The 21,240-nt window shown below is 63.7% G+C and carries 14 protein-coding genes and 1 rRNA gene; 7 read left to right on the top strand and 8 right to left on the bottom strand.

Annotated elements, in window-relative coordinates:
* Positions 1–62: 62 nt before the first annotated feature.
* Positions 63–248, bottom strand: a complete 186-nt coding sequence (locus tag EYV96_RS15565; RefSeq protein ID WP_131152505.1) for a hypothetical protein — start codon at positions 246–248, stop codon at positions 63–65.
* 554 nt (positions 249–802) lie between these two features.
* On the opposite strand from EYV96_RS15565, the gene mnmG reads away from it, so the two are divergent.
* The 4 genes from mnmG to EYV96_RS15545 all read left to right on the top strand — a co-directional run bounded on the left by mnmG (position 803) and on the right by EYV96_RS15545 (position 8,229).
* Positions 803–2,680 (top strand): tRNA uridine-5-carboxymethylaminomethyl(34) synthesis enzyme MnmG, encoded by a 1,878-nt coding sequence (gene mnmG / locus EYV96_RS15560; RefSeq protein ID WP_131152504.1) that lies wholly within the window; start codon positions 803–805, stop codon positions 2,678–2,680.
* Between the two features lie 109 nt (positions 2,681–2,789).
* Positions 2,790–3,587: an RDD family protein gene (locus EYV96_RS15555; RefSeq protein ID WP_131152503.1), complete on the top strand. Its 798-nt coding sequence runs from the start codon at positions 2,790–2,792 to the stop codon at positions 3,585–3,587.
* A 193-nt stretch (positions 3,588–3,780) separates the two neighbouring features.
* Positions 3,781–6,078 (top strand): Tex family protein, encoded by a 2,298-nt coding sequence (locus EYV96_RS15550; RefSeq protein WP_131152502.1) that lies wholly within the window; start codon positions 3,781–3,783, stop codon positions 6,076–6,078.
* Positions 6,079–6,402: 324 nt separating this feature from the next.
* On the top strand, positions 6,403–8,229 hold the full coding sequence (locus EYV96_RS15545; protein WP_131152501.1) for an autotransporter outer membrane beta-barrel domain-containing protein: 1,827 nt from the start codon (positions 6,403–6,405) through the stop codon (positions 8,227–8,229).
* 186 nt (positions 8,230–8,415) lie between these two features.
* Here the strand turns inward: EYV96_RS15545 and EYV96_RS15540 are convergent, their stop codons facing one another.
* Together EYV96_RS15540 and EYV96_RS15535 are read right to left on the bottom strand one after the other, a co-directional pair.
* A complete protein-coding gene (locus EYV96_RS15540; protein WP_131152500.1) occupies positions 8,416–9,288 on the bottom strand; it encodes a YbaY family lipoprotein in 873 nt (290 codons plus the stop codon).
* Positions 9,289–9,732: 444 nt separating this feature from the next.
* Positions 9,733–12,750, bottom strand: a complete 3,018-nt coding sequence (locus tag EYV96_RS15535; protein ID WP_131152499.1) for a TonB-dependent receptor — start codon at positions 12,748–12,750, stop codon at positions 9,733–9,735.
* Positions 12,751–13,035: 285 nt separating this feature from the next.
* Between EYV96_RS15535 and EYV96_RS15530 the strand changes: the two genes are divergently transcribed.
* Positions 13,036–13,596 carry a helix-turn-helix domain-containing protein gene (locus EYV96_RS15530; RefSeq protein WP_131152498.1) on the top strand — a complete coding sequence of 187 codons (561 nt, stop codon included), beginning with the start codon at positions 13,036–13,038 and terminating at the stop codon, positions 13,594–13,596.
* Positions 13,597–13,722: 126 nt separating this feature from the next.
* Here the strand turns inward: EYV96_RS15530 and glyS are convergent, their stop codons facing one another.
* Both glyS and glyQ read right to left on the bottom strand, forming a co-directional pair.
* Positions 13,723–15,873, bottom strand: coding sequence for a glycine--tRNA ligase subunit beta (gene glyS / locus EYV96_RS15525; RefSeq protein WP_131152497.1), 2,151 nt, complete (start codon positions 15,871–15,873; stop codon positions 13,723–13,725).
* Complete coding sequence (gene glyQ / locus EYV96_RS15520; RefSeq protein ID WP_131152496.1) at positions 15,870–16,778, bottom strand: glycine--tRNA ligase subunit alpha; 909 nt, start codon at positions 16,776–16,778, stop codon at positions 15,870–15,872. The genes glyS and glyQ overlap by 4 nt, the downstream gene beginning before the upstream one ends.
* Before the next feature lie 152 nt (positions 16,779–16,930).
* Between glyQ and tfpB the strand changes: the two genes are divergently transcribed.
* On the top strand, positions 16,931–18,754 hold the full coding sequence (gene tfpB / locus EYV96_RS15515; RefSeq protein ID WP_131152495.1) for a type IV pilus assembly ATPase TfpB: 1,824 nt from the start codon (positions 16,931–16,933) through the stop codon (positions 18,752–18,754).
* A gap of 24 nt (positions 18,755–18,778) precedes the next feature.
* A complete protein-coding gene (locus EYV96_RS15510) occupies positions 18,779–19,504 on the top strand; it encodes a glutamine amidotransferase (protein ID WP_131152494.1) in 726 nt (241 codons plus the stop codon).
* Between the two features lie 79 nt (positions 19,505–19,583).
* On the opposite strand, the gene EYV96_RS15505 is transcribed toward EYV96_RS15510, so the two are convergent.
* The 3 genes from EYV96_RS15505 to rrf all read right to left on the bottom strand — a co-directional run.
* On the bottom strand, positions 19,584–19,910 hold the full coding sequence (locus tag EYV96_RS15505; RefSeq protein WP_131152493.1) for a DUF1820 family protein: 327 nt from the start codon (positions 19,908–19,910) through the stop codon (positions 19,584–19,586).
* A gap of 10 nt (positions 19,911–19,920) precedes the next feature.
* Positions 19,921–20,604 carry a rhomboid family intramembrane serine protease gene (locus EYV96_RS15500; RefSeq protein ID WP_131152834.1) on the bottom strand — a complete coding sequence of 228 codons (684 nt, stop codon included), beginning with the start codon at positions 20,602–20,604 and terminating at the stop codon, positions 19,921–19,923.
* A 543-nt stretch (positions 20,605–21,147) separates the two neighbouring features.
* Positions 21,148–21,240, bottom strand: a 5S ribosomal RNA gene (rrf, locus tag EYV96_RS15495); the annotation flags it as partial.

Raw genomic sequence — 21,240 nt, 5'->3', positions numbered from 1 at the left:
TCGCCCCGGGTGTTGCCCGCTCTTGCGAACGGGTCACCCGGGCGGCTTGCGATCCGTGCCGGTCAGGCCGGCAGGTGTTCCAGCGCATCGCGCAGGCGATGCATGCGCAGTTCCAGGCGCGGGCGCAGCGCACGGCGTTCGTCTTCGGCGCGCTCGTCCAGATGTTCCATGGCCATTTCAACGCGGCCAATTTCGATCAGCAGATCGTGGTGCGGGTACAGCGGTTCAAAATCCAGACGCATGTTCATGTCTCTTTCCCCCGAGCCCTTTCGGCTCAACAACCCAGCAGGGAAGGGAAAGCAACAGCTGTGCCACGAATGTGATGCAGATCACGCACGAAATGGGCGTAGATCACCGAATGACGCTGAGCGTCAGGAGGCGCCAAAAACCGGCACAAATTTCCGTTTTAGTCACCCCGTGTTCACGGTAAAAGGGTAAATATCAGCCCCACGACGGCGCAGCGACGCTGCCCGCAGCCAGTCAAGTTTCTGGCGCCCGGCAACACGGTCATCCTGGATTCCCCCTGTTCCTGAGACCGCCGGGCGCCAGATCTCATTTGGAAGCCCCAAAAAAACGACGGCGCCCACTGGGCGCCGTCTTGCTTCCTCTCCCGGCACGCAATCAGACCCCTGTCAGTCCGATCTCGGCGCGCGTCTTGTTTCGCGCAGCGTCTGCCCGTGAAAGTGCGTTCACATCCAAGCAGGAAGCGTGCCAGAGATTTCCTAGTCAGCGCTAAGATACTGACCGGGTTACCATAGCGCCCCATTTGGTCACTTTTTGCGCCGCCAAGGCAGTCTTCGCCATGTTCCACCCCACCCATTACGACGTCATCGTCATCGGCGGCGGCCACGCCGGCACCGAAGCGGCCCTTGCGGCTGCCCGCACCGGCGCGCGCACCCTGCTGCTGAGCCACAACATCGAGACGATTGGCCAGATGAGCTGCAATCCAGCCATCGGCGGCATCGGCAAGGGTCACCTGGTGAAGGAGATCGACGCCCTCGGCGGTGCCATGGCGCAGGCAGCTGACCGCGCCGGCATCCAGTGGCGCACGCTGAACGCCTCCAAGGGGCCGGCCGTGCGCGCGACGCGCTGCCAGGCCGACCGCAGCCTCTACAAGGCCGCCATCCGCCGTATCGTCGAGACCCAGCCGAACCTGGAGCTGTTCCAGCAGGCCGTGGACGACCTCATCCTTGAGCATGGTCGCGTGACAGGCGTCGTCACCCAGATGGGCGTGAGCTTCCGCGCGCGCGCCGTCGTGCTGACGGCAGGCACATTCCTGGCCGGCAAGATTCATATCGGCCCGGCGCAGTACGCGGGCGGTCGCGCGGGCGATCCGCCAGCCAGTGCCCTGGCGCAGAAGCTGCGCGAGCTGCCGGTGGCCGCCGACCGCCTGAAGACGGGCACGCCACCGCGCATCGACCTGCGCAGCATCAACTTCGAAGGCCTGGAAGAGCAGCCCGGCGACAACCCCGCTCCGGTGTTCTCCTACCTCGGTTCACGCGCTGACCATCCGCGCCAGGTCAGCTGCTGGATCACGCACACCACCGAGCGCACGCACGAGGTCATTCGCGGCGCACTCGACCGTTCGCCGCTGTACACCGGCCAGATCGAAGGCGTGGGTCCGCGCTACTGCCCGTCCATCGAGGACAAAGTGGTGCGTTTCGCGGAGAAATCCTCGCATCAGATTTTCATCGAACCCGAGGGCCTGGATACATTCGAGATTTATCCGAACGGCATTTCCACCTCGCTGCCGTACGACGTGCAGCTGGACCTGGTGCATTCGATCAAGGGCTTCGAGATCGCGCACATCACGCGGCCGGGCTACGCCATCGAGTACGACTACTTCGATCCCCGCGGCCTGCATCCGTGGCTGGAAACCAAGGCGCTGCCGGGTTTGTTCTTTGCCGGGCAGATCAACGGCACCACCGGCTATGAAGAAGCCGGTGCGCAAGGCGTGGTGGCGGGGCTCAATGCTGCGCTCAACGTGCAGGGCAAGGCGCCGTGGTATCCACGACGCGACGAAGCCTACATCGGCGTGCTGATCGACGATCTCACCAGCAATGGCACGATCGAGCCGTACCGCATGTTCACTTCGCGCGCGGAATATCGCCTGCACTTGCGTGAAGACAATGCCGACCTGCGCCTGACCGAAACCGGACACCAACTCGGCGTCGTGCCGCAGGCGCGCTTCGATGCGCTGCGGCGCAAGCGCGATGCCGTGACGCAGGAAGTGCAGCGACTGGGCACGCTGTGGGCGGCGCCGAACAATCTTCTTGGCGCGGCCGTGGAGCGCCAGCTGGGCATCGCGGTCAGTCGTGAGACGAATGCGCTGGATCTGCTGCGCCGTCCGGAACTGGACTACGGCAAGCTGATGTCCGTGCCGGAGCTCGGGCCCGCCGTCGATGATGTGGACGTCGCCGCGCAGGTGGAAGTGCAGACCAAGTACGCCGGTTATCTGGAGCGCCAGCGCGAGGAGATCGAGCGCCAGCGTCGTCACGAGACCACGCGCATTCCGCAGGATTTCGACTACGACCGCGTGCGCGGGCTTTCCGCGGAAGTGACGCTCAAGCTCAAGCGTTCGCTGCCTGAGACCATTGGCCAGGCGTCACGCATCAGCGGCGTCACGCCGGCGGCCATTTCATTGCTGCTGGTGCACCTGAAGCGGCGCGACGCCGCGTGACGTGTCGCGCCCGGCGCGGCGTGAAAGCGCGCGCAAGCCACCCTTCGTGCCTTACGTCGGGTCGCACATCAATGTAATCATGCGCCCTTACCCTCCTGGAGCAGCAACGATGGAAGTGTGGATCGGTCGGGATGGCGAGCGTCATGGTCCTTACCAGGAAAGCGACGTGCGCCAGTGGCTGCGCAGCGGCGAAGTAAGTCCCGCCGACCTGGGCTGGTACGACGGCATGAGCGACTGGAAGCCGCTGTCGAGCCTGTATCCGCAAGATCTTCCCGATGCAGCACCGGCATTCACGCCGCCGCCGGTTCCGCCTGCCGACCACGCATCCTCGTGGGCAACCGCCGCACAACCGCGTGCCGCGCTCATGACGTACGCGGGATTCTGGAAGCGCGTCGGCGCCTATATCCTCGACGTGCTGGTGCTGTGGATTCCCAACATGATCATTGGCGGCCTGATGGGCGCCAATGAAGCGTATGCCGTCTATATGCAGGCGAGCCAGGCGGCGGCCAGCGATCCGCAACTGGCGCTCCATGCCTTGCAGACCTATTTCGACAGCATCATGCCGGCGCTGATGGTCGAAACCGTGCTCGCGTGGCTGTACTTCGCCGTGCTTGAAAGTTCGTCCTGGCAGGGAACGGTGGGCAAGCGTGCACTGGGTATTCGTGTCACGGACATGGATGGCAAGCGCCTGAGTTTCCTGCGCGCCACCGCGCGCTATTTCGGCAAGGTCATCAGCGCGTTCACGTTCTGCATCGGTTTTCTCATGGTGGCGTGGACTGAGCGCAAGCAGGGCCTGCACGATCTGCTGGCGCAGACGCTGGTGGTGAATGGTCGTCCGGAAGGGCAAGCGACGGTGCAGCAGGACAAGCCGCAGGATTCGCAAGGTGGCGGCACGTTCAGTGCCTGAAGGGCACCTCTGCGTCCCATGCATCGGGCCTTGAAACCCAGTGTCTCGCTTCAGTTTGTCGCCACCGGTTGACCGCCTGCGCGGGCATGACGGCCGGTGGGATTCCACGCCCGTCCCAACCCGCTATCATCCCCCTTCCCCCAGGCCGCCTTGAGGCCCGTGGGAGTATTCCCAGCAGACCAGCAAGAGAATCATGCTCAGCATCGAACATCGTATTGCCCAGGACATCGCTGCCAAGCCGGAACAAGTGCAGGCGGCCGTAGATTTGCTCGATGGCGGCGCGACCGTCCCGTTCATTGCCCGCTACCGTAAGGAAGCGACCGGTGGACTCGACGATACGCAGCTGCGTTTGCTGGAAGAGCGCTTGCGTTACCTGCGCGAGCTGGAGGAGCGCCGCAGCGCGATCCTCGCCAGCATCGACGAGCAGGGCAAGATGACCGATGCGCTGAAGAACGACATCCTCGGCGCGGATACCAAGGCACGCCTGGAAGACTTGTACCTGCCGTACAAGCCCAAGCGTCGCACCAAGGCGCAGATCGCGCGCGAAGCCGGCCTTGAGCCGCTGGCCACGGGCCTGCGCGAAGATCCCACGCAGTCGCCGGAAGCCTTTGCCGAACAGTTCATCGATGCGGAGAAGGGCGTGGCCGACGTACGCGCCGCGCTCGATGGCGCGCGCGCCATCCTGATGGAATCCATCGCCGAAGATGCGCACCTCGTGGGCGAGCTGCGCGACTGGCTGTGGGACAAGGGCCAGATTCGCGCCAAGGTGGTCGAAGGCAAGGAAAATGAAGGCGCGAAGTTCCGCGACTATTTCGATCACATGGAATCGATCGGCAAGATTCCTTCGCATCGCCTGCTCGCACTGATGCGTGCGCGCAACGAAGGCATCATCGAACTCGAGCTGGCACCGACCGTCGAGGCCGAGCAGGGTCACATCGAAGGCGAAGGTCGCGTTGCGGCCCACGCGGGCATCCTCGATCGCGGTCGTGCCGCCGATACGTGGCTGCGCGAAACCGTGCGCCTGACCTGGCGCGTGAAGCTGCATCTGCATCTGACGCTGGATCTGTTCGGCCGCGTGCGCGAAGGTGCCGAAGACGAAGCGATCCGCGTGTTCGGCGAAAACCTCAAGGACCTCATGCTGGCTGCGCCTGCAGGCGCGAAGTCAGTGATGGGCCTGGATCCGGGTATTCGCACCGGCGTGAAGGTGGCCGTGGTCGATGCCACCGGCAAGGTGCTGGCCACCGAAGCCATCTATCCGCATGAACCGCGCAACCAGTGGGATCAGTCGATCGCACGCCTGGCGGTGCTGTGCAAGCAACACCATGTGGACCTGATCGCCATCGGCAACGGCACGGCATCGCGCGAAACCGACAAGCTCGCCGGCGAACTGATGAAGAAGCACGGCGATCTGAAGCTGTCGAAGATCGTGGTGAGCGAAGCGGGCGCGTCGGTGTATTCGGCGTCCGAAGTCGCGGCGAAGGAATTCCCGGATATGGACGTGAGCCTGCGTGGCGCGGTGTCGATCGCGCGTCGCCTGCAGGATCCGCTGGCCGAACTGGTGAAGATCGAACCGAAGGCCATCGGCGTGGGCCAGTACCAGCACGACGTGAACCAGGTGAAGCTGGCGCGCGCGCTGGACGCCAAGGTCGAGGACTGCGTGAACGCCGTCGGCGTTGACGTCAATACGGCTTCGGCCGCCCTGCTCTCGCGCGTTGCCGGCTTGTCGCCGAGCGTGGCCGAGAACGTGGTGAAGCATCGCGATGCGAATGGCCCGTTTGCCAACCGCAAGGCGCTGCTGAAAGTGCCGCGCCTGGGTGACAAGGCGTTCGAGCAGTGCGCCGGCTTCCTGCGCGTGCCCAATGGCGACAACCCGCTCGACGCAAGCGCGGTGCATCCGGAAGCCTATCCGGTAATCGAGCGCATCATTGCGCAGTGCGGTCGCGAGGTGAAAAACATCATCGGCGACATGAGCTTCCTGCGCGGCCTCAAGGCCGAGCAGTACACCGACGAGAAGTTCGGCGTGCCGACGGTGCGCGACATCCTCAAGGAGCTGGAGAAGCCGGGCCGCGATCCGCGTCCGGAATTCGTGGCGCCGAGCTTTGCCGAGGGCGTGGAAGATCTGAAGGACCTGCGTCCGGGCATGATCCTGGAAGGTCGCGTCACCAACGTGGCCGCGTTCGGCGCTTTCGTCGACATCGGCGTCCATCAGGATGGTCTGGTGCACGTGTCGGCGCTGTCGCACACCTTCGTCAAGGATCCTCGTGACGCGGTGAAGGCCGGTGACATCGTCAAGGTGAAGGTCATGGAAGTGGACCTGCCGCGCCAGCGCATCGGCCTGTCGATGCGCCTGGACGACGAGCCGGGCCAGCAGCGCAGCGGCCCCAATCCGGGTCGCGGTCCGCGTCCGGGCGGCGACGGTGCGCCCAAGGCGGCCCCGGCACCGGCGAACAGCGCATTTGCCGATGCGCTGTCGCGGGCGATGAAGCGCTGATACCCCGATCAACCGGCCGGCGGCCATGTGTCGCCGGCCGGGACGGTCATCGCTTTATTCGCTGCGAAACATCTTGCGATGCACTAAGTCATCGCCGTTCCCGGCGATGTCAGACCGCCAGAACCGACCCGCGCCTCGATATTTCTCAGGGAAATATTCGCCTTCCGGCCGGGCCTCTCGATTTCATCCCCATCGGCGTGCCCTGCCACGTGTCCAGCCCCTCGCATCGCGATGCAGCGCAGCATGCGCTGACGTATGGCATGCGGTAGCGTAACGCGCCGATAACAACTAAGAGCCGCCCTGGCTCCATGGAGCGTTAAAGACATGCCCCGTACTCGCCATATCGCCGGCGCCATTGCCGCCGCCCTGCTGTTCAGCACCGCCGCTTCCGCTACCGATTTCAGCAAGGTCGTCGTCATTGGCGACAGCCTGAGCGACGCCGGCAACATTGCCGCCGCGAATGGCTCGCCGATCCCGCTGCGCTTCACCACGAACCCGGGCTACACGACGGCCGAAAACGTCGCCGCCGCCCTTGGCCTGCCGGTCACGGCATCGCTGACCGGTGGCACGGACTACGCCTTCGGTGGCGCCGGCTTGGTGCACAACTCGGCCGCTGGCCCGATCCCGCTCATGCCGCAGCAGTGGGGCATGTACCTGGCCGCCAACGGTGGCAAGGCCGATCCCAACGCGCTGTACCAGGTGTGGGGTGGCGCAAATGACATCTTCTACCTGACCGCCGTCTCGCAGGACCCGACCTTCCTCGCCGCCGGCGTGCAGCAGGCCGCCCAGACCGAGCTTGGCCTGCTGGCCCAGATGCAGGCGAACGGCGCCAAGTACGTGATCGTTTACAACCTGCCGGACATCGGCAAGACCCCGGCCAGCGCCGCGGGCGGTGCCGCCGCGCAGCAGGGCGGCTCGCAGTTGTCGACGCTGTTCAACAGCGTGCTCGAGGTGGGCCTGAACCAGCTGAGCAACAAGGGCCTGAACGTGATCCCCGTGAACACCTACGCGGTGCTCAATGAAGTGATCGCCAACCCGTCGGCCTACGGCTTCACCAACGTGACCACGCCGGCCTGTACGGTGTCCAGCTCGATCAACTGCACCCCGAACACCCTGGTCGATCCGAACGCCGCCAAGACCTATCTGTTCGCCGATGGCGTGCATCCGACCACCGCCGCGCACGCGATGCTCAGCCAGTACGTGGTGTCCGTGATCCGCGCCCCGTCGCAGGTCTCCCTGCTGGGTGAAGCGCCGCTCGCCGCCGCTGCCGCACAGGGTCGTGCGATCCGCAACGAAATGCTCGCCGACGGCATGGGCAGCGACACGCGCGCCTTCGCCAGCATCGACTACGGCCAGCAGACGTTCAAAGGCCAGGGCCTGTCGCCGAAGACGGACAGCGACAACGTCAACCTGACCCTCGGTGCCGACGTGAAGGCGTCCGACAACTGGTCGCTCGGCGTGGCCATGGGCATCGGCCAGCACAATGCCGACTTCCAGGGCGGCGGCGGTTACAAGCTGCAGGACATCAGCGGCCTGGGCTACGTCACCTGGCATCAGGCGGGCGGTTACGTGGGCGGCTATGTCAGCTTCGGCCAGTCCAACTTCTCGGACATCGAACGCCGCATCCAGCTCGGTGCCGCGACGCGCACCGAAAGCGGCAAGGCTGACGGCTCCCACCTCGGTGGCGGCCTGACCGGCGGCTACTGGTTCGACTTCTCGGGCCTGCGTACCGGTCCGTTCGCCAACGTTGAATGGCAGACGGTCAAGGTCAATGGCTACGCCGAAAGCGGCAGCAGCAGCACCTCGATGTGGTTCAACCGCCAGCAGCGTGACGCGCTGATCTCGACCGTCGGCTGGCGCCTGCAGGGCCATTGGCAGACCAGCAGCATGCTGCTGCAGCCGTACGCCGAAGTGGCATGGAACCATGACAGCAAGGCCGATCCGCGCGCCATCACGGCGGGCCTGAACTCGATGGCCGGCTTCTTCAGCCTGACCGGCTTCTCGCCGGATGGCACCTGGGGCACGGCGGACCTGGGCATCTCGGCGCAGTTCACCCAGAACATCACCGGCTGGCTGGGCTACACCGGTCGCTTCAGCGACAACAGCCAGAAGTTCAACAGCATCAATGCTGGCGTGAAGTTCGGCTTCTAAGCCAACCGGAGAGGCCTCACGGGCCTCTTCGCGTGGATCCGGGAAAAGGCCTCCGCAAGGGGGCCTTTTTCATGCGCGACAAACGCGGTGCCCGCCCTGCCGCGCATGGCTGGTCCCGGAACTATCCTTGCGGCCAAAAAAAACGCCCGCGGGTGCGGGCGTTTTCTCGAACCAGCCGATGGCTGATTACTTGTTCTTGCCGTTGGTCGCCAGGCTCAGGATCGCCGTGGCCTGCTTCTGCAGGTCAGCCGCCGCGTCGTCGCTCAGCGATTCGCTCTTGCTGCCGCTCAGCTGCTTCTTCAGCACCAGCGTACCGTCGGTGGCCCAGCCGGCCTGTTCGGTCGACGTCGGCTTGGCGTCCTTGCTGGCCTTCTTCTGCTGCACCACGACCCACGGCTTGCCATCCTTGTAGGCGTAATCGGTGCTGGTGAAGCCCTTGTCGTTCAGATCGACCTGCTCGCGGATGAACTTCACTTCGCCCGCTTCGCGGAACACCTGCCAGCTGCGCGACGCCTTGTCTTCGAGCTTGGTGCCGCTGGTGATCTTCATGCCGCCGATCTGCTTCTGCACCGAGGTGAAGGCAGCCAGCTCCTTCTCGCCCGGGGTCTGCTGCGGCGCCAGCTGGATCGACACCTGGTTGGCGGCGCCCTTGGTCATCACCGGCGACTGCAGCGGCGCGGTGTAGGAGCGCTCGCCGTCGGTGAGCACGGCCTGGACGATATAGATGTCGTTCGGGTTCACATCCGTCGGCTTGAACTCGATTTCGAACGACTGCGGCATGCTGCCGACCGGATCGATGGTCTTGGTACCGAGCGGCGGCGTTTCGGCATCGGACACGTCGATCAGCTTGATCTCGAGCTTGGCGGCCGGCGACAGCTCGGCCGGATCGCGCAGGGCGACGGTGCCGCTCACGGCGTTGGCCTTGGTCGCGGGACCCGCGGCGCTGGCGGCTGAAGCGGATTCACCGCCCGACGACGCCTGCTGCGACGAATCAGAAGAATTGCAGCCGGCCAGAGCCAGCGCTGCTACCGACATCAGCGACCAAACGATCCTGCGCATGTGAAACCTCAATCAATCGATGCAATCGTGGGCGCGAAAGACCGGGCGCAGCGCGCCGCAAGTTTGTTTCGCGGGGGAGCCTCCAAGCATACCCCAAAAAGAAGGAACGAGAAAAGTCAAGAGGACCACCGGCAGACCATACGTTCGCGAAGGGCGAAATATGTGACGGAATGCGGAATTTCGTTCATTAAATCAAAGGCTTGAAGAAATGGGTCCGGCGCGTCACCCGGACACGGTGCCCGGCCGGGTCCGTCGCAAGAATTTGCCGTGCGTCAACGACAATGTCGCCGCGCCGATCTGGCGGCGCGATAGTCATTTGGACGTCCGAACGTATGGACGCCCAAATAAAAAAGGCCGCATTGTGGGCTGCGGCCAGGGGAACCCCCGCCCTTGCGGGCGGGGGTGTTTTCGTTCGCCTTCTACGAAGCGATGAAGCTGTTGCAATTACAGCGAGAAGTCGTACTGCACCTGGAAACGAGCGTAGCGCGGAGTATTGAAGTACTTCGGCAGCTTGTAGTTGGTGTAGACGGTGCGTGCGCCGCCGTTGCTGATGCCTTCAGACTGTTCGAACACGAACGTTTCGGTGTCGTTGTTGAACAGGTTGATGACCGACAACTGCATGCTCAGGCCCTTGGCCCATGCCGGCGAGTACATCACGTTCGGGCTGAAGGTCCACACCCACGGCGTGCGACCCGAACCGCCTTCCGGCGAGACCTTGCCGTTGCAGACGTGCCACTGGCCGCTGTAGCCGAAGTGGGTGTCGAGCGTGCCACCGCCGCCGCCGTAGCAGCTGATCGGCGTGCCGGACTGCACCAGCATGTTGGCGCCCACGGACCACTCAGGCGTGAACTTCCAGGCGCCGTACAGCTTGAAGGTATGGCGACGGTCGTTCGGCAGGTAGCCGTTGGCACCCTTCATGATCTCCGGGAAGTCGAAGTCGGCGGTGGTGCCGGTATCGTCCTGACCGTTGTTCGACTTCACCAGACCTTCGGTGTTGCCGTAGCTGCGAGCCCAGGTGTACGACGCGTTGACGTAGTACTTGTCCGTGGTCTTCTCAGCCGTCAGCTCGATGCCCTGGTAGGAACGCTTCGCGGCCGGCCCAAGCTGGTTGCCCGGGATGGTGACGTCGAAGGTCTTGGAGGTGCCGTCAAGCGTGGTGGTCAGCTTCAGAGCGCTGCCCGGGTTGAAGATCCAGCAACCGCCCATGCCATCCGGAACGGTCCACTCATCCGGCCACGCGTCGCCCACGCCGTTCTGCTGGGCGAGGTTGTAGAACGGACGCGAATCGCAGGTGTCGTCGATCGTGTTGCGGAGCTTGCGGTAGGTCGCCTTCGCGCCCACGGTCCAGTTGTCGAAGAAGCTGATGTCGCTGGTGAGCAGCTTCTGCACGCCCAGGATGTATTCATCCTGCACGTACGGCTTGAGCTTCTTGGACGCAACGGCCTTCGGGTTCGGCGTGCTGCCGTCTTCACCGTTGTAGACGTAGTGACCTTCGCCACCAAACTCGCCCACGATGATCGGCGTGCCGTCCGGGTTGATGCCCGAGTACAGGCTGTCGTCTTCGGTGTACAGCGAAGCCGTAGCGGCGCGGAGAGCGACGTTGGCGGCCATCGGCAGCGAGTAACGACCGGCGGTACCGTAGAGCTTCAGCGACGAGTCGCCGTTGATGTCCCACGAGAAGCCGAGGCGCGGCTGCCAGATGTTGTCCTGCTTGACGAAGGTTTCGCCAGCACCGTTCTTGTTGTTGAAGTTGTCATTGCGGATACCGCCGTACAGCATGAAGCGGTCGGTGATCAGCCAATGATCTTCGACATACCAGGACTTCTGACGCACGTCGACAGCGCCGCCGGTACGGAAGTTGTAGGTGATGACGAGGCCAGGATCGGTCGGGGTCGGCTGGGTGTAGTAGTAGTGGTAGGCGCCACCGGCGTACGACGTGCCGGCATCCGACGACCAACGCTCATCCGAGTAACCGCCGCCGAGCGTGTGGGAGCCAAGCTTCCACTCGAGGTCGAAACGGCCGGCCTTGCGGGTATCCATGCCGCCGTAGACGTCCACGCTGCTCGTAATGGCGCAGGTGGTCGCGCCCCACGGCGCACCGTTGTAGGCAACCCAGGGGCAGCCCGAAGCCGGTGCATTGATGTCGCCGTTGTAGCGCGACGTGATGCCCGAGGCGCTCACGGTGTAGCTGGAGTTGTTGCTCTCCATGCGGCCGTACTGAGCGGTCAGGGTCAGGTCGTCGGTCAGGTAGCCGGTGTACTTCAGGACGTGGGTCTGGCCACCGTACTTGGTGTGCAGGTCACCCTGGTAGCGTGCCTTGCTCGGCAGGCCATCGGTGTAGTTGACCGAGTAGTAGTTGTACTTGGTGTTATCGGTGTTGTTGAAGCCGGTGTATTCGAGGTGGTTGCTGTCGGTGATGTTCCAATCCACCTTCACAACCCAGTACGGGCTCTTCAACGAGTAGTCGTAGCCAGAAGCGCCGGTCAGCGAGTTGCGCGTGCTGGTCTGCGAAGCGCCACCGTAGGTGGTGCCGGTGCCCTTGGTGAAGTCACCCAAGGCGAAGATGAACAACTTGTCCTTGACCAGCGGACCACCCATCCAGGCGGTGTAGGTGTTGGTCGTGGCGGAGTTGTCGTCGTAGTAGCGGTAGGTGCTGCCGTTCGAACGGTAGACCGTCGGCGGCTGCGAACGCAACGCGTTCGGAGCGGTGGTCCAGCTGACGCCGCCCTTCCACTCGTTGGTACCGCGCTTGATGTTGACCGAGGTCACGCCGCCGGTCGAGAAACCGAACTGCGCACCGTAGCCACCCGTCTGCACGTCCATCTGGTCGATGGCCTGGAACGGCACCTGGCCGAACGACAGGTTGTTGTACAGGTTGGTGACGTTGAAGCCGTTGACGTAGTAGCTGTTTTCAGCAACCGACGAACCACCGAACGACGGCAGGTTGCCGAAGATGGCGTTGCCCTTCACGGCGCCCGGAGCAAGCAGGGCGACGCTGACGGCGTCACGCGGCACAGGCAGCTGGTTGAGCTGCTGGGCGCTGAACGTGGTGCGGGTTTCCACCGTGCTCACGTCGATCGCCGGCAGAGCATTGGCGGTGACGGTCACGCTGGTCAGGCTGGTGGCAGCTGCTTCGGAAGCGCCGAGCGCGACCTGGGCAGTCTGGCCAGCGACCACGGTGGTCGTGCTGGAAGCGACGGTCTTGCCGTCCTGGACGAGCGAGATTTCGTAGCGACCGCTGGGCAGTGCCGGCACGCGGAACTTGCCATCAGCATTGACGCTGACCGAACGGGTCAGACCCGAGTCGACGCTCTTGATCACGACCATCTCGCCGGCGGCGTAGGTGGCGGTACCCGAGATATCGCCCGCCGTCTGCTGCGAGAAGGCAACGCCACTGAGGCCCAAGCCCATGGCGACGGCAAGCGTCAGCTGACGCAACCGGTAGGTGTTGCGGAAGTTCATCAGATTGTTCTCCCCTAACGAGAAAAGCCCGGATAAAACCAGGTCTCAAAAAGTCATTGGTCTTCCAATGACCGCCCCCACTGCGCTCGCACGTGTAATCCGAAAGGAATCTCGTGCGTTTCCCCGCTCAGTGACGGCTATTCTTTCGGCCTCGGCCGGAAGAAGGTACGAACCTAGATGAAGTTCACATGAAGGTCAACACTTTCGTAACAATCTTTACTCGGAAAGTAAGCAGCTCGAAAGCTTTTTGAGTGAAAGTTGTGCCCAGGCTGCCTAGGAGTCCCCATGGCTACGCAAATTATTACGACGGTCTCGAACGCCTCAACGTTCGCTGATCGAATCAAGGTCCTGATCCAGCGGGTGGGCAGCGTCACGGAGATCGCGCGAATGTGCGGTTTTTCCGAAGGCGTCGTGCGCAGCTGGCGCGACGGCAACACCGATCCTTCCCGCGCGCGATGCGTGACGCTGGCCAAGACCATGGGCATCTCGCTCGTGTGGCTGGTGGCCGGCGAAGGCACGATGATCCAGACCGAAGCGCTGGCCAGTGGCGAGACCACCACCGAAAGTGCCACCAATCATCGACGCGGCAAGCTGGGTGCAGCTGCCGAAACGTTGACGACGAGCGGGCTCGCGATGGATCCGCAGCGACTCAACACCGCGCTGCGCATTCTGCAGTCGGAGCTGGATCTTGCCGAGAGCCAGTTGTCCCTTGCGGACAATGCCGATCTGCTCGCCGATCTTTACGACATTCTTGGACCGGGCGGCAGCGATGTGGCTGCCACCGAGATGGTCGCATTCAATCATCGCCTGGCCGATCGCGTTCGCGCGGGGCGTCACATCGCCTGATGGCATCGCAACCTGGGCAATGAAAAACGGCAGCCGGAAGGCTGCCGTTTTTTTGTGGTTTTCTGCGGGAAAACCGCGCTTTTTGCGACATGCCACCACTCGACATGACGTGGCCTGCGCCCTCGTTTACAGGCGCGCGATATCCGCGATAGCCGTGAACTGCGACTTCAGCTGACCCAGCAAGGCGAGTCGATTCGCACGCACTTTCGGATCGTCGGCATTGACGAGCACGCTGTCGAAAAATGCGTCGACCGGTGCCTGCAGCTGCGCGAGTCGTGCGAGCACGGCGGTGTAATCGCCGGCCGCCAACGCGGCTGCGCTGTCGTGACGCGCAGCGCTGAGCGCCAGTGCGAGGGATCGCTCGGCATCGGCTTCGAAATGCGCCGAATCCACGGTGTCGCCGATCGGCTGCGCGCCGGGTTCCTCCGCCTGCTTGCGCAGGATGTTCGCCACGCGCTTGTTGGCGGCGGCGAGGCTGAGTGCTTCCGGGCGACGACCGAATTCGGCGACGGCACGAAGGCGACGATCGAAGTCCACCAGCGACACGGGCGCGACGGCGAGCACGGCTTCGAACTGCTCACCGGTGAAGCCCTGCTCGGCGTAGTAGCCACGCAGGCGTTCGATGATGAAGTCGTAGAGCTCGCCCAGGAGTTCGGCGCGGCGCTTGCCAGCGTCGAGTACCGGTGCCTTGCCGGCCTTGGCGCCCTTTTCCAGGCCGGCGGCCAGCGCGGCCTCGGGCAGGAGTTCGAGCGCCTCGACCAGGGTGGCCTTGAGATCGAGTTCCAGCTTGCCCTCGACCAGCGTGCGGCCCAGGCCCAGGGCCGCGCGGCGCAGCGCGAAGGGATCCTTGTTGCCGCTGGGCTTGAGGCCCACGGCGAAGATGCCCGCCAGCGTGTCCAGGCGATCGGCCACGGCCAGCACCTGCCCCACCTTGCCGGCGGCAATGGCGTCGCCGGCGAATCGCGGCTGGTAGTAGCTGTCGAGGGCGTCGGCGACATCGGCGGTTTCGCCGTGATGCGCAGCGTAGTAACGGCCCATGACGCCCTGCAGTTCGGGGAATTCGCCGACCATCCGGGTGAGCAGGTCGCACTTGCTCAGCGCGGCCGCGCGCGTGGCCTGACCGGCGTCGACGTCAACGCGGTTGGCGATGATGCGGGCCAGTTCCGCGACGCGCACGCTCTTGTCCCACAGGCTGCCCAGCGACTGCTGGTAGGTAACCGTCTTGAGCTGGTCCTGATAGCCGGCGAGCGGCGTTTTCAGGTCTTCGTCCCAGAAGAACTTCGCGTCAGCGAAGCGTGGGCGAATGACGCGCTCGTAGCCCTTGCGGATTTCGGACGGGTCCTTGCTCTCGATGTTGGCCACGCCGATGAAGTGCTCGGTGAGCTTGCCGTTGTCGTCGAAGACCGGCACGAACTTCTGGTTGGCTTCCATCGTGGTGACCAGCGCTTCGGGCGGCACCGCGAGGAATTCGCGCTCGAACTGGCAGGCGATCGCGACGGGCCATTCGGTGAGATTGGCGATCTCGTCGAGCAGGCCTTCGTGCAGCTGCGGATGACCACCGGTGATCGTGGCGGCCTTGGCCACTTCGTCACGGATGCGCTGGCGACGCTCAGCCGGATCGGCCAGCACCTTGGCGCCGAGCATGGCTTCGAGCCAGCTGTCGGCGTTGGCGACGTGCACCGGCTGGGGATGCATGAAGCGATGGCCGCGCGACTTGCGGCCGCTTTCGAGGCCCAGCACCGAACCGTCGATGATGTCCGCGCCGTGCAGGATGACCAGCCAGTGGGCGGGGCGCACGAAGCTGTAATCGTGATCGGACCAGCGCATGGGCTTCGGGACAGGCAGGCCCTTCAAGGCCTCGTCGACGATCTCCGGCAGCAGCGATGCCACCGCCTGGCCCGGCTTGGTGGCGCGGAAGACGAACCACGCGCCCTTGTCGGTATCGAGTTTTTCCAATTGGTCGACGGTGACGCCGCAGGACTGAGCAAAGCCTTGCAGCGCTTTGCTGGGCTGGCCTTCGGCGTCGAGTGCGGCATTGACGGCGGGGCCGCGACGTTCGATGGTTTGTTCCGGCTGCGTGGTGGCGACGCTCGGAATATAGACGGCCAAACGGCGCGGCGAGCAGTACGCCATGGCCTGGTCGAGCGCCGCTTCCACGCCACGCTTGGCGAGACCATCACACACGCCGCGACGGAACGCGAGCGCGAGTTCGTCCAGCGCCTTGGGCGGCAGCTCTTCGGTGCCCAGTTCGATCAACAGCGACTTGGCGGCGCTCATGCGACCTGCTCCTTGGTGTTCTTGAGGCCCGGAAAACCGAGCTTTTCGCGCTGCGCGACGTAGGCTTCGGCGACGCTGCGAGCGAGCGTGCGCACGCGCAGGATGTAGCGCTGGCGTTCGGTCACGCTGATGGCGCGGCGCGCATCGAGCAGGTTGAAGGTGTGGCTGGCTTTCATCACCTGCTCGTAGGCAGGCAATGGAAGACCGGCGGCAATGAGCTTGTTGGCTTCGCCTTCGCACACGTCGAACCAGCGCAGCAGCTCCGGCACGTTGGCGTGTTCGAAGTTGTAGGTGCTCTGCTCGACTTCGTTCTGGTGGTAGACGTCGCCGTAGGTGATCTTGCCGCGCGGGCCGTCGGTCCAGACGAGGTCGTAGACGTTGTCGACGTTCTGCAGGTACATGGCCAGACGTTCCAGGCCATAGGTGATTTCGCCCGTGACCGGGCGGCATTCGAGGCCACCGGCCTGCTGGAAGTACGTGAACTGGGTGACTTCCATGCCGTTGAGCCAGACCTCCCAGCCCAGGCCCCAGGCGCCGAGCGTCGGCGATTCCCAGTTGTCTTCGACGAAGCGCAGGTCGTGGACCAGCGGATCGAGGCCCAGCTCCTTGAGCGAGCCGATGTAGAGCTCAAGGATGTTTTCCGGGTTCGGCTTCATCACCACCTGGTACTGGTAGTAATGCTGCAGGCGGTTGGGGTTTTCGCCATAGCGGCCGTCGGTGGGACGGCGGGAGGGCTGCACATAGGCGGCTGCCCAGGGTTCCGGGCCCAGCGACCGCAGGAACGTGGCCGGGTGGAAGGTACCGGCGCCGACTTCGATGTCGAGCGGCTGCAGCAGTACGCACCCCTGGGCCGCCCAATAGCGGTTGAGGGTCTGGATCACATCCTGAAAAGTGCGGGCGGACATGGCTTTCCGTGACCTGGAATAAAGCGGGTTAGTATAGCCGGGCACTATGCTCATGGCCGGAAAACCGCCCCAAAAGGCGCATTCTGGCCGCTGCCGGCGCCAGGGAGCGCGGGGCCGGTCCTTGAGGTCACACCTGACGGAGACACCGACGCATGGCCGCTTCACCGCAAATCGCTTCCTTGCTGGGCCGACGTGGGCGCCTCACGCTGGAAGACGTGCTGGCGGCGCTGGTCGTCGACGGGTTCCTGAAGGCCGATGACGCCAAGGAAGTCCGCATGGGTTCGAGGGGTGGCCGCAGTACGGTGGAGCTGCATCCGCTGGTGCTGATCGCCAATGCCAAGCTGCCCAACCAGCGCGAGCCGGGGCGGCCACTGAGCCTCGAGGCGCTGACGGAATGGCTTGCCACGCAATCCGGGCTGCCGTATCTCAAAATCGATCCGATGAAGATCAACGTCGCCGCGGTCACGCAGGTGGTGAGCCATGCGTACGCGCAGCGGCATCGCATCCTGCCCGTAGCGGCGGCGCATGGCGAGGTGACTTTCGCCACGACCGAGCCGTTCGATGCCGGCTGGGCGACGGACCTGGCGCACATGCTGCGGCGCGATGTGAAGCGCGTGGTGGCCAGCCCGCTGGACATCAACCGCTATCTCGTCGAGTTTTACGGCGTGCAGCGTTCGATCCAGCTCGCGCAGGACGCCAAGGCGAACGGTGGTTACGACTCATCGGCGATCCTCAACTTCGAACAGCTGGTCGAGCTGGGCAAGAGCGGCGAGGTGGGTGCCGACGATCGCCACGTCGTGCATATCGTCGACTGGTTGCTGCAATACGCGTTCGAGCAGCGCGCGTCGGATATCCATCTGGAGCCGCGTCGCGAAGCGGGCCACATGCGTTTTCGCATCGATGGCGTGATGCACAAGGTGTTTGAGTTGCCCTCGCCGGTGATGACGGCGGTGACGGCGCGCATCAAGATTCTTTCGCGCATGGACGTGGCGGAAAAGCGGCGTCCGCAGGATGGCCGCATCAAGACGCGCTCGTCCTCGGGACGCGAAGTGGAGCTGCGCATTTCCACCATGCCGACGGCGTTTGGTGAAAAGGTGGTGATGCGAATCTTTGACCCGGACATCGTGGCGAAGGATTTTTCGCAGCTGGGATTTTCGCCGGAAGAGGATGCGCTGTGGCGCGCACTGGTGGAGCGACCGCACGGCATCGTGTTGGTGACGGGCCCCACTGGCTCGGGCAAAACGACGACGCTTTATTCGACGCTCAAGCATCTGGCGACGCCGGAACTGAACGTGTGCACGGTAGAAGATCCCATCGAAATGGTCTCGCCGGAGTTCAACCAGATGCAGGTGCAGCAGGCGCTGGACCTGGATTTCGCTGCGGGTGTGCGCACGCTGTTGCGCCAGGACCCTGACATCATCATGGTGGGTGAGATTCGCGACCTGTCGACCGCGCAGATGGCCGTGCAGGCCTCGCTGACGGGCCACCTGGTGCTGTCGACCCTGCATACGAACGATGCGCCGAGTGCCGTGACGCGCCTGCTCGATCTGGGCGTGCCGCATTATCTGATTCAGTCGACGTTGACGGGCGTGGTGGCACAACGTCTAGTGCGCACGCTGTGTCCGCATTGCAAGCAAACGGCGACGCAGGATCCGCACGAATGGGTTGCGCTGACGCACGGCTGGAACTTGCCGGTGCCGGAGATCGTCTATAAGCCGGTGGGCTGCCTGGAATGTCGCAACACGGGCTTCGTCGGTCGAACCGGTGTTTACGAGATGATGCAGATGACGCCCAAGCTGCGCAGCCTGATTGCTTCGCAGCTGGATCTCGGCCGCTTCGGCGATGCCGCGTTGGCGCAGGGCCTGCGGCCGTTGCGCATTTCGGCGGCCATGCAGGTGGCGAAGGGACTGACTACGGTGCAGGAAGTGCTGACGGTCCTGCCGCCGATGGATGTGCCTGACGAAACCTCACACTGATTTTTGAAAGCGAACGTTCATTGCATGAAACCGATCCTCATCATTCGTACCGGACGCGCCCCGGATCCGATCCGCGCACGACACGGTGACTTCCCTCATTGGTTCCGGCTCGGCGCCGATCTGGCGCCGGCGCAGCTGCGCATTGTGGACGTGGAGAGAGGCGAGAAGCTGCCGTCGGTCAAGGACGTGGCGGGTGCATTGATTACCGGCTCGGCGTCGATGGTGACGGAGCGTTTGCCCTGGAGCGAGGAGACGGCTGGCTGGATTCGTGATGCCATGGACGTTGACCTGCCGCTGTTTGGCGTGTGCTACGGGCATCAGTTGATGGCTCACGCCCTGGGCGGCCGGGTGGATTACTTGCCCGGCGGGCGCGAGATCGGGACGCTGCCGATCAACGTCCTGTCATCGGCAAGACAGGACGCGCTGGCGGCAGCGCTGCCTTCGACTTTTCGCGCACATACCACGCACGAACAGAGTGTGATGGAAGTACCCAAGGGCGCGACGGTGCTAGCGGGATCGGAGCGCGATCCGCACCATTTGCTGCGCTATGGCAGCAATGCGCTGAGCGTGCAGTTCCATCCGGAATTCAACGCGGATGTCATGCGTGCCTATATCCATCGCAAGCGCGATGCGATGCGAAGCGAGGGGTTTGATCCGCATCACACCTATCGCCAGGTGGCGGCCACGCCCATTGCGCGACGGTTACTGCGGCACTTCGCGCGGCATCATGGGCTGAGTGGCGCGAAGTAACGGCCGACGGCGCATTGGGCTGGATCTTTTCTTCCGGCCGGTGGCAGTCCAATGGATGTGAGCTTTGGGCAGGCGCGTCTCAGCGGACTGGCTTGGGCGGCATGGGGAATGGCGTCACCTTCTGGCCATCAGCCGCGTCACGTATCGAGAGCGCACCTTTGCGCTCGACTTCCTCGATGCGAATGACGGCCTGCATCGGCAGGTGCAGCACGCGCGTGTCCTTGAATTCATCTCGAAGCTTTTCTTCCGTCGGGTCGACCAACAGGCCTTCGCCGACCGGCTCGAACACCAGATCACCGACCTCCGTGAATCCCCAAAGCGAGCTGGATGCAACGTGGCGGGCATAGAGCACGTAGCTCTTGCCGAGGTGGAGGAAGGTAACTTTGTAGAGTTTGTTGCTGCGCATGGTGCGCATTCTATCCGCGCATGCGTCGGGCGATCGAACTGCGCGAGAGCAGGGCGAACACGATGCCGAACAGGAAACCGGCAATGTGCGTCCACCATACGACGGCGCCGTAACTGGGGCCTGCGTAGCTGAAGAGCAGCTGCAGCAAGACCCAGAGGCCGATCAAGAGAAAGGCGGGCACTCGCACGAACTCAAGGTAGAGCCCAAGTGGAAGCACCAGGCCCAGTCGCGCGCGGGGGAACAGGGCGATGTAGGCACCGAGCACCGCCGACACAGCGCCGCTGCAGCCGATGATCGGCGAATGAGACCCGGCCAGGGACAGTGCGCCGATCAGGTTGGCGAAGATGCCTCCGAGCAGGAAGAGGAGCAAGAAGCGCAGTGAACCCAGCGCGCGTTCGGCCGGCAGGCCAAAGATGATGAGGAACAGCATATTGCCCAGGACGTGCAGCCACTCGACGTGGATGAACAGGGCGGTGAGCAGGCGCAGCAGCGATGGATCGCTGATCTGCCGAATCAGTGGCTCATGCGTGTCGAAGATATTCGCGGGCACCGTGCCCCATTCGAGGAACAGCGACAGGCGCTGACGGGCAGGCATTAATGCCATGCCGATGAAGGTCAGCACGCACACAATGACCAGCAACATGGTGGCCCATTGCAGTCGGGCACGTCGTCGGGTTTCTACTTGGACAAACACAGAGGCCTCCCCTGCCTTGCGTTCGAAGTCGGTGCGATGACCATCATAGGCGACCGATGGCCGCCATTTCGATACCAGATTCGGGATTTTAGATCGAAGTTCAGAATCGGTTGTTGCGAGCACTTCCGCGGAGTTCGAGTGCGCAGTCCTGATGAACGGGGTCTGCAGCGGTCGTGCGATCGGATCGATATCCGCTGGCGAACGAGGATCCAACCGTCGGCCGCCGCGATGAGGCAGCAACATCTTGAGGGATGGTTCGCGCATGTTTCGCGCGCCTTGGGCTTGTGCGTTGTGTGCCTGGCGGGTGCTGGTCATGCGCGCGGAAGCGGCTTGATGCACTTTGCGGGTTTGCCATGCGTGCGTCACGCGCGGCCAGGGTTTTGCGCACGCCATGTATGTGCTGGATGCGTACATTTCTGCGCGCAGAGCGCGCGCATTTCCACCGTTTTCGCGGTGTTTCAGTGATGTGGCTTGGCAGTTTTCTGTTGAATTCCGCGCAAAGAAAAACGCCTTCCCTGGAGGGAAGGCGTTTTAGGATAAAGCCCCTGGCGATGACCTACTCTTGCATAGCAAGCTACACTACCATCGGCGCGGCTGCGTTTCACTTCCGAGTTCGGGATGGGATCGGGTGGTACC

Origin of the sequence: Dyella terrae (genome assembly GCF_004322705.1) — a bacterium.
Lineage (GTDB): Bacteria > Pseudomonadota > Gammaproteobacteria > Xanthomonadales > Rhodanobacteraceae > Dyella_D > Dyella_D terrae.
This window is presented reverse-complemented; position numbering and strand designations above follow the sequence as displayed.

What these genes read in the sequence shown, in the direction of transcription:
- EYV96_RS15565 (WP_131152505.1), bottom strand. Translation starts at nt 248, where the DNA reads ATGAACATGCGTCTGGATTTTGAACCGCTGTACCCGCACCACGATCTG.
- EYV96_RS15550 (WP_131152502.1), top strand. Translation starts at nt 3,781, where the DNA reads ATGCTCAGCATCGAACATCGTATTGCCCAGGACATCGCTGCCAAGCCG.
- EYV96_RS15505 (WP_131152493.1), bottom strand. Translation starts at nt 19,910, where the DNA reads ATGCGCAGCAACAAACTCTACAAAGTTACCTTCCTCCACCTCGGCAAG.
- tfpB (WP_131152495.1), top strand. Translation starts at nt 16,931, where the DNA reads ATGGCCGCTTCACCGCAAATCGCTTCCTTGCTGGGCCGACGTGGGCGC.
- EYV96_RS15535 (WP_131152499.1), bottom strand. Translation starts at nt 12,750, where the DNA reads ATGAACTTCCGCAACACCTACCGGTTGCGTCAGCTGACGCTTGCCGTC.
- glyS (WP_131152497.1), bottom strand. Translation starts at nt 15,873, where the DNA reads ATGAGCGCCGCCAAGTCGCTGTTGATCGAACTGGGCACCGAAGAGCTG.
- EYV96_RS15540 (WP_131152500.1), bottom strand. Translation starts at nt 9,288, where the DNA reads ATGCGCAGGATCGTTTGGTCGCTGATGTCGGTAGCAGCGCTGGCTCTG.
- EYV96_RS15555 (WP_131152503.1), top strand. Translation starts at nt 2,790, where the DNA reads ATGGAAGTGTGGATCGGTCGGGATGGCGAGCGTCATGGTCCTTACCAG.
- EYV96_RS15510 (WP_131152494.1), top strand. Translation starts at nt 18,779, where the DNA reads ATGAAACCGATCCTCATCATTCGTACCGGACGCGCCCCGGATCCGATC.
- glyQ (WP_131152496.1), bottom strand. Translation starts at nt 16,778, where the DNA reads ATGTCCGCCCGCACTTTTCAGGATGTGATCCAGACCCTCAACCGCTAT.
- EYV96_RS15545 (WP_131152501.1), top strand. Translation starts at nt 6,403, where the DNA reads ATGCCCCGTACTCGCCATATCGCCGGCGCCATTGCCGCCGCCCTGCTG.
- mnmG (WP_131152504.1), top strand. Translation starts at nt 803, where the DNA reads ATGTTCCACCCCACCCATTACGACGTCATCGTCATCGGCGGCGGCCAC.
- EYV96_RS15530 (WP_131152498.1), top strand. Translation starts at nt 13,036, where the DNA reads ATGGCTACGCAAATTATTACGACGGTCTCGAACGCCTCAACGTTCGCT.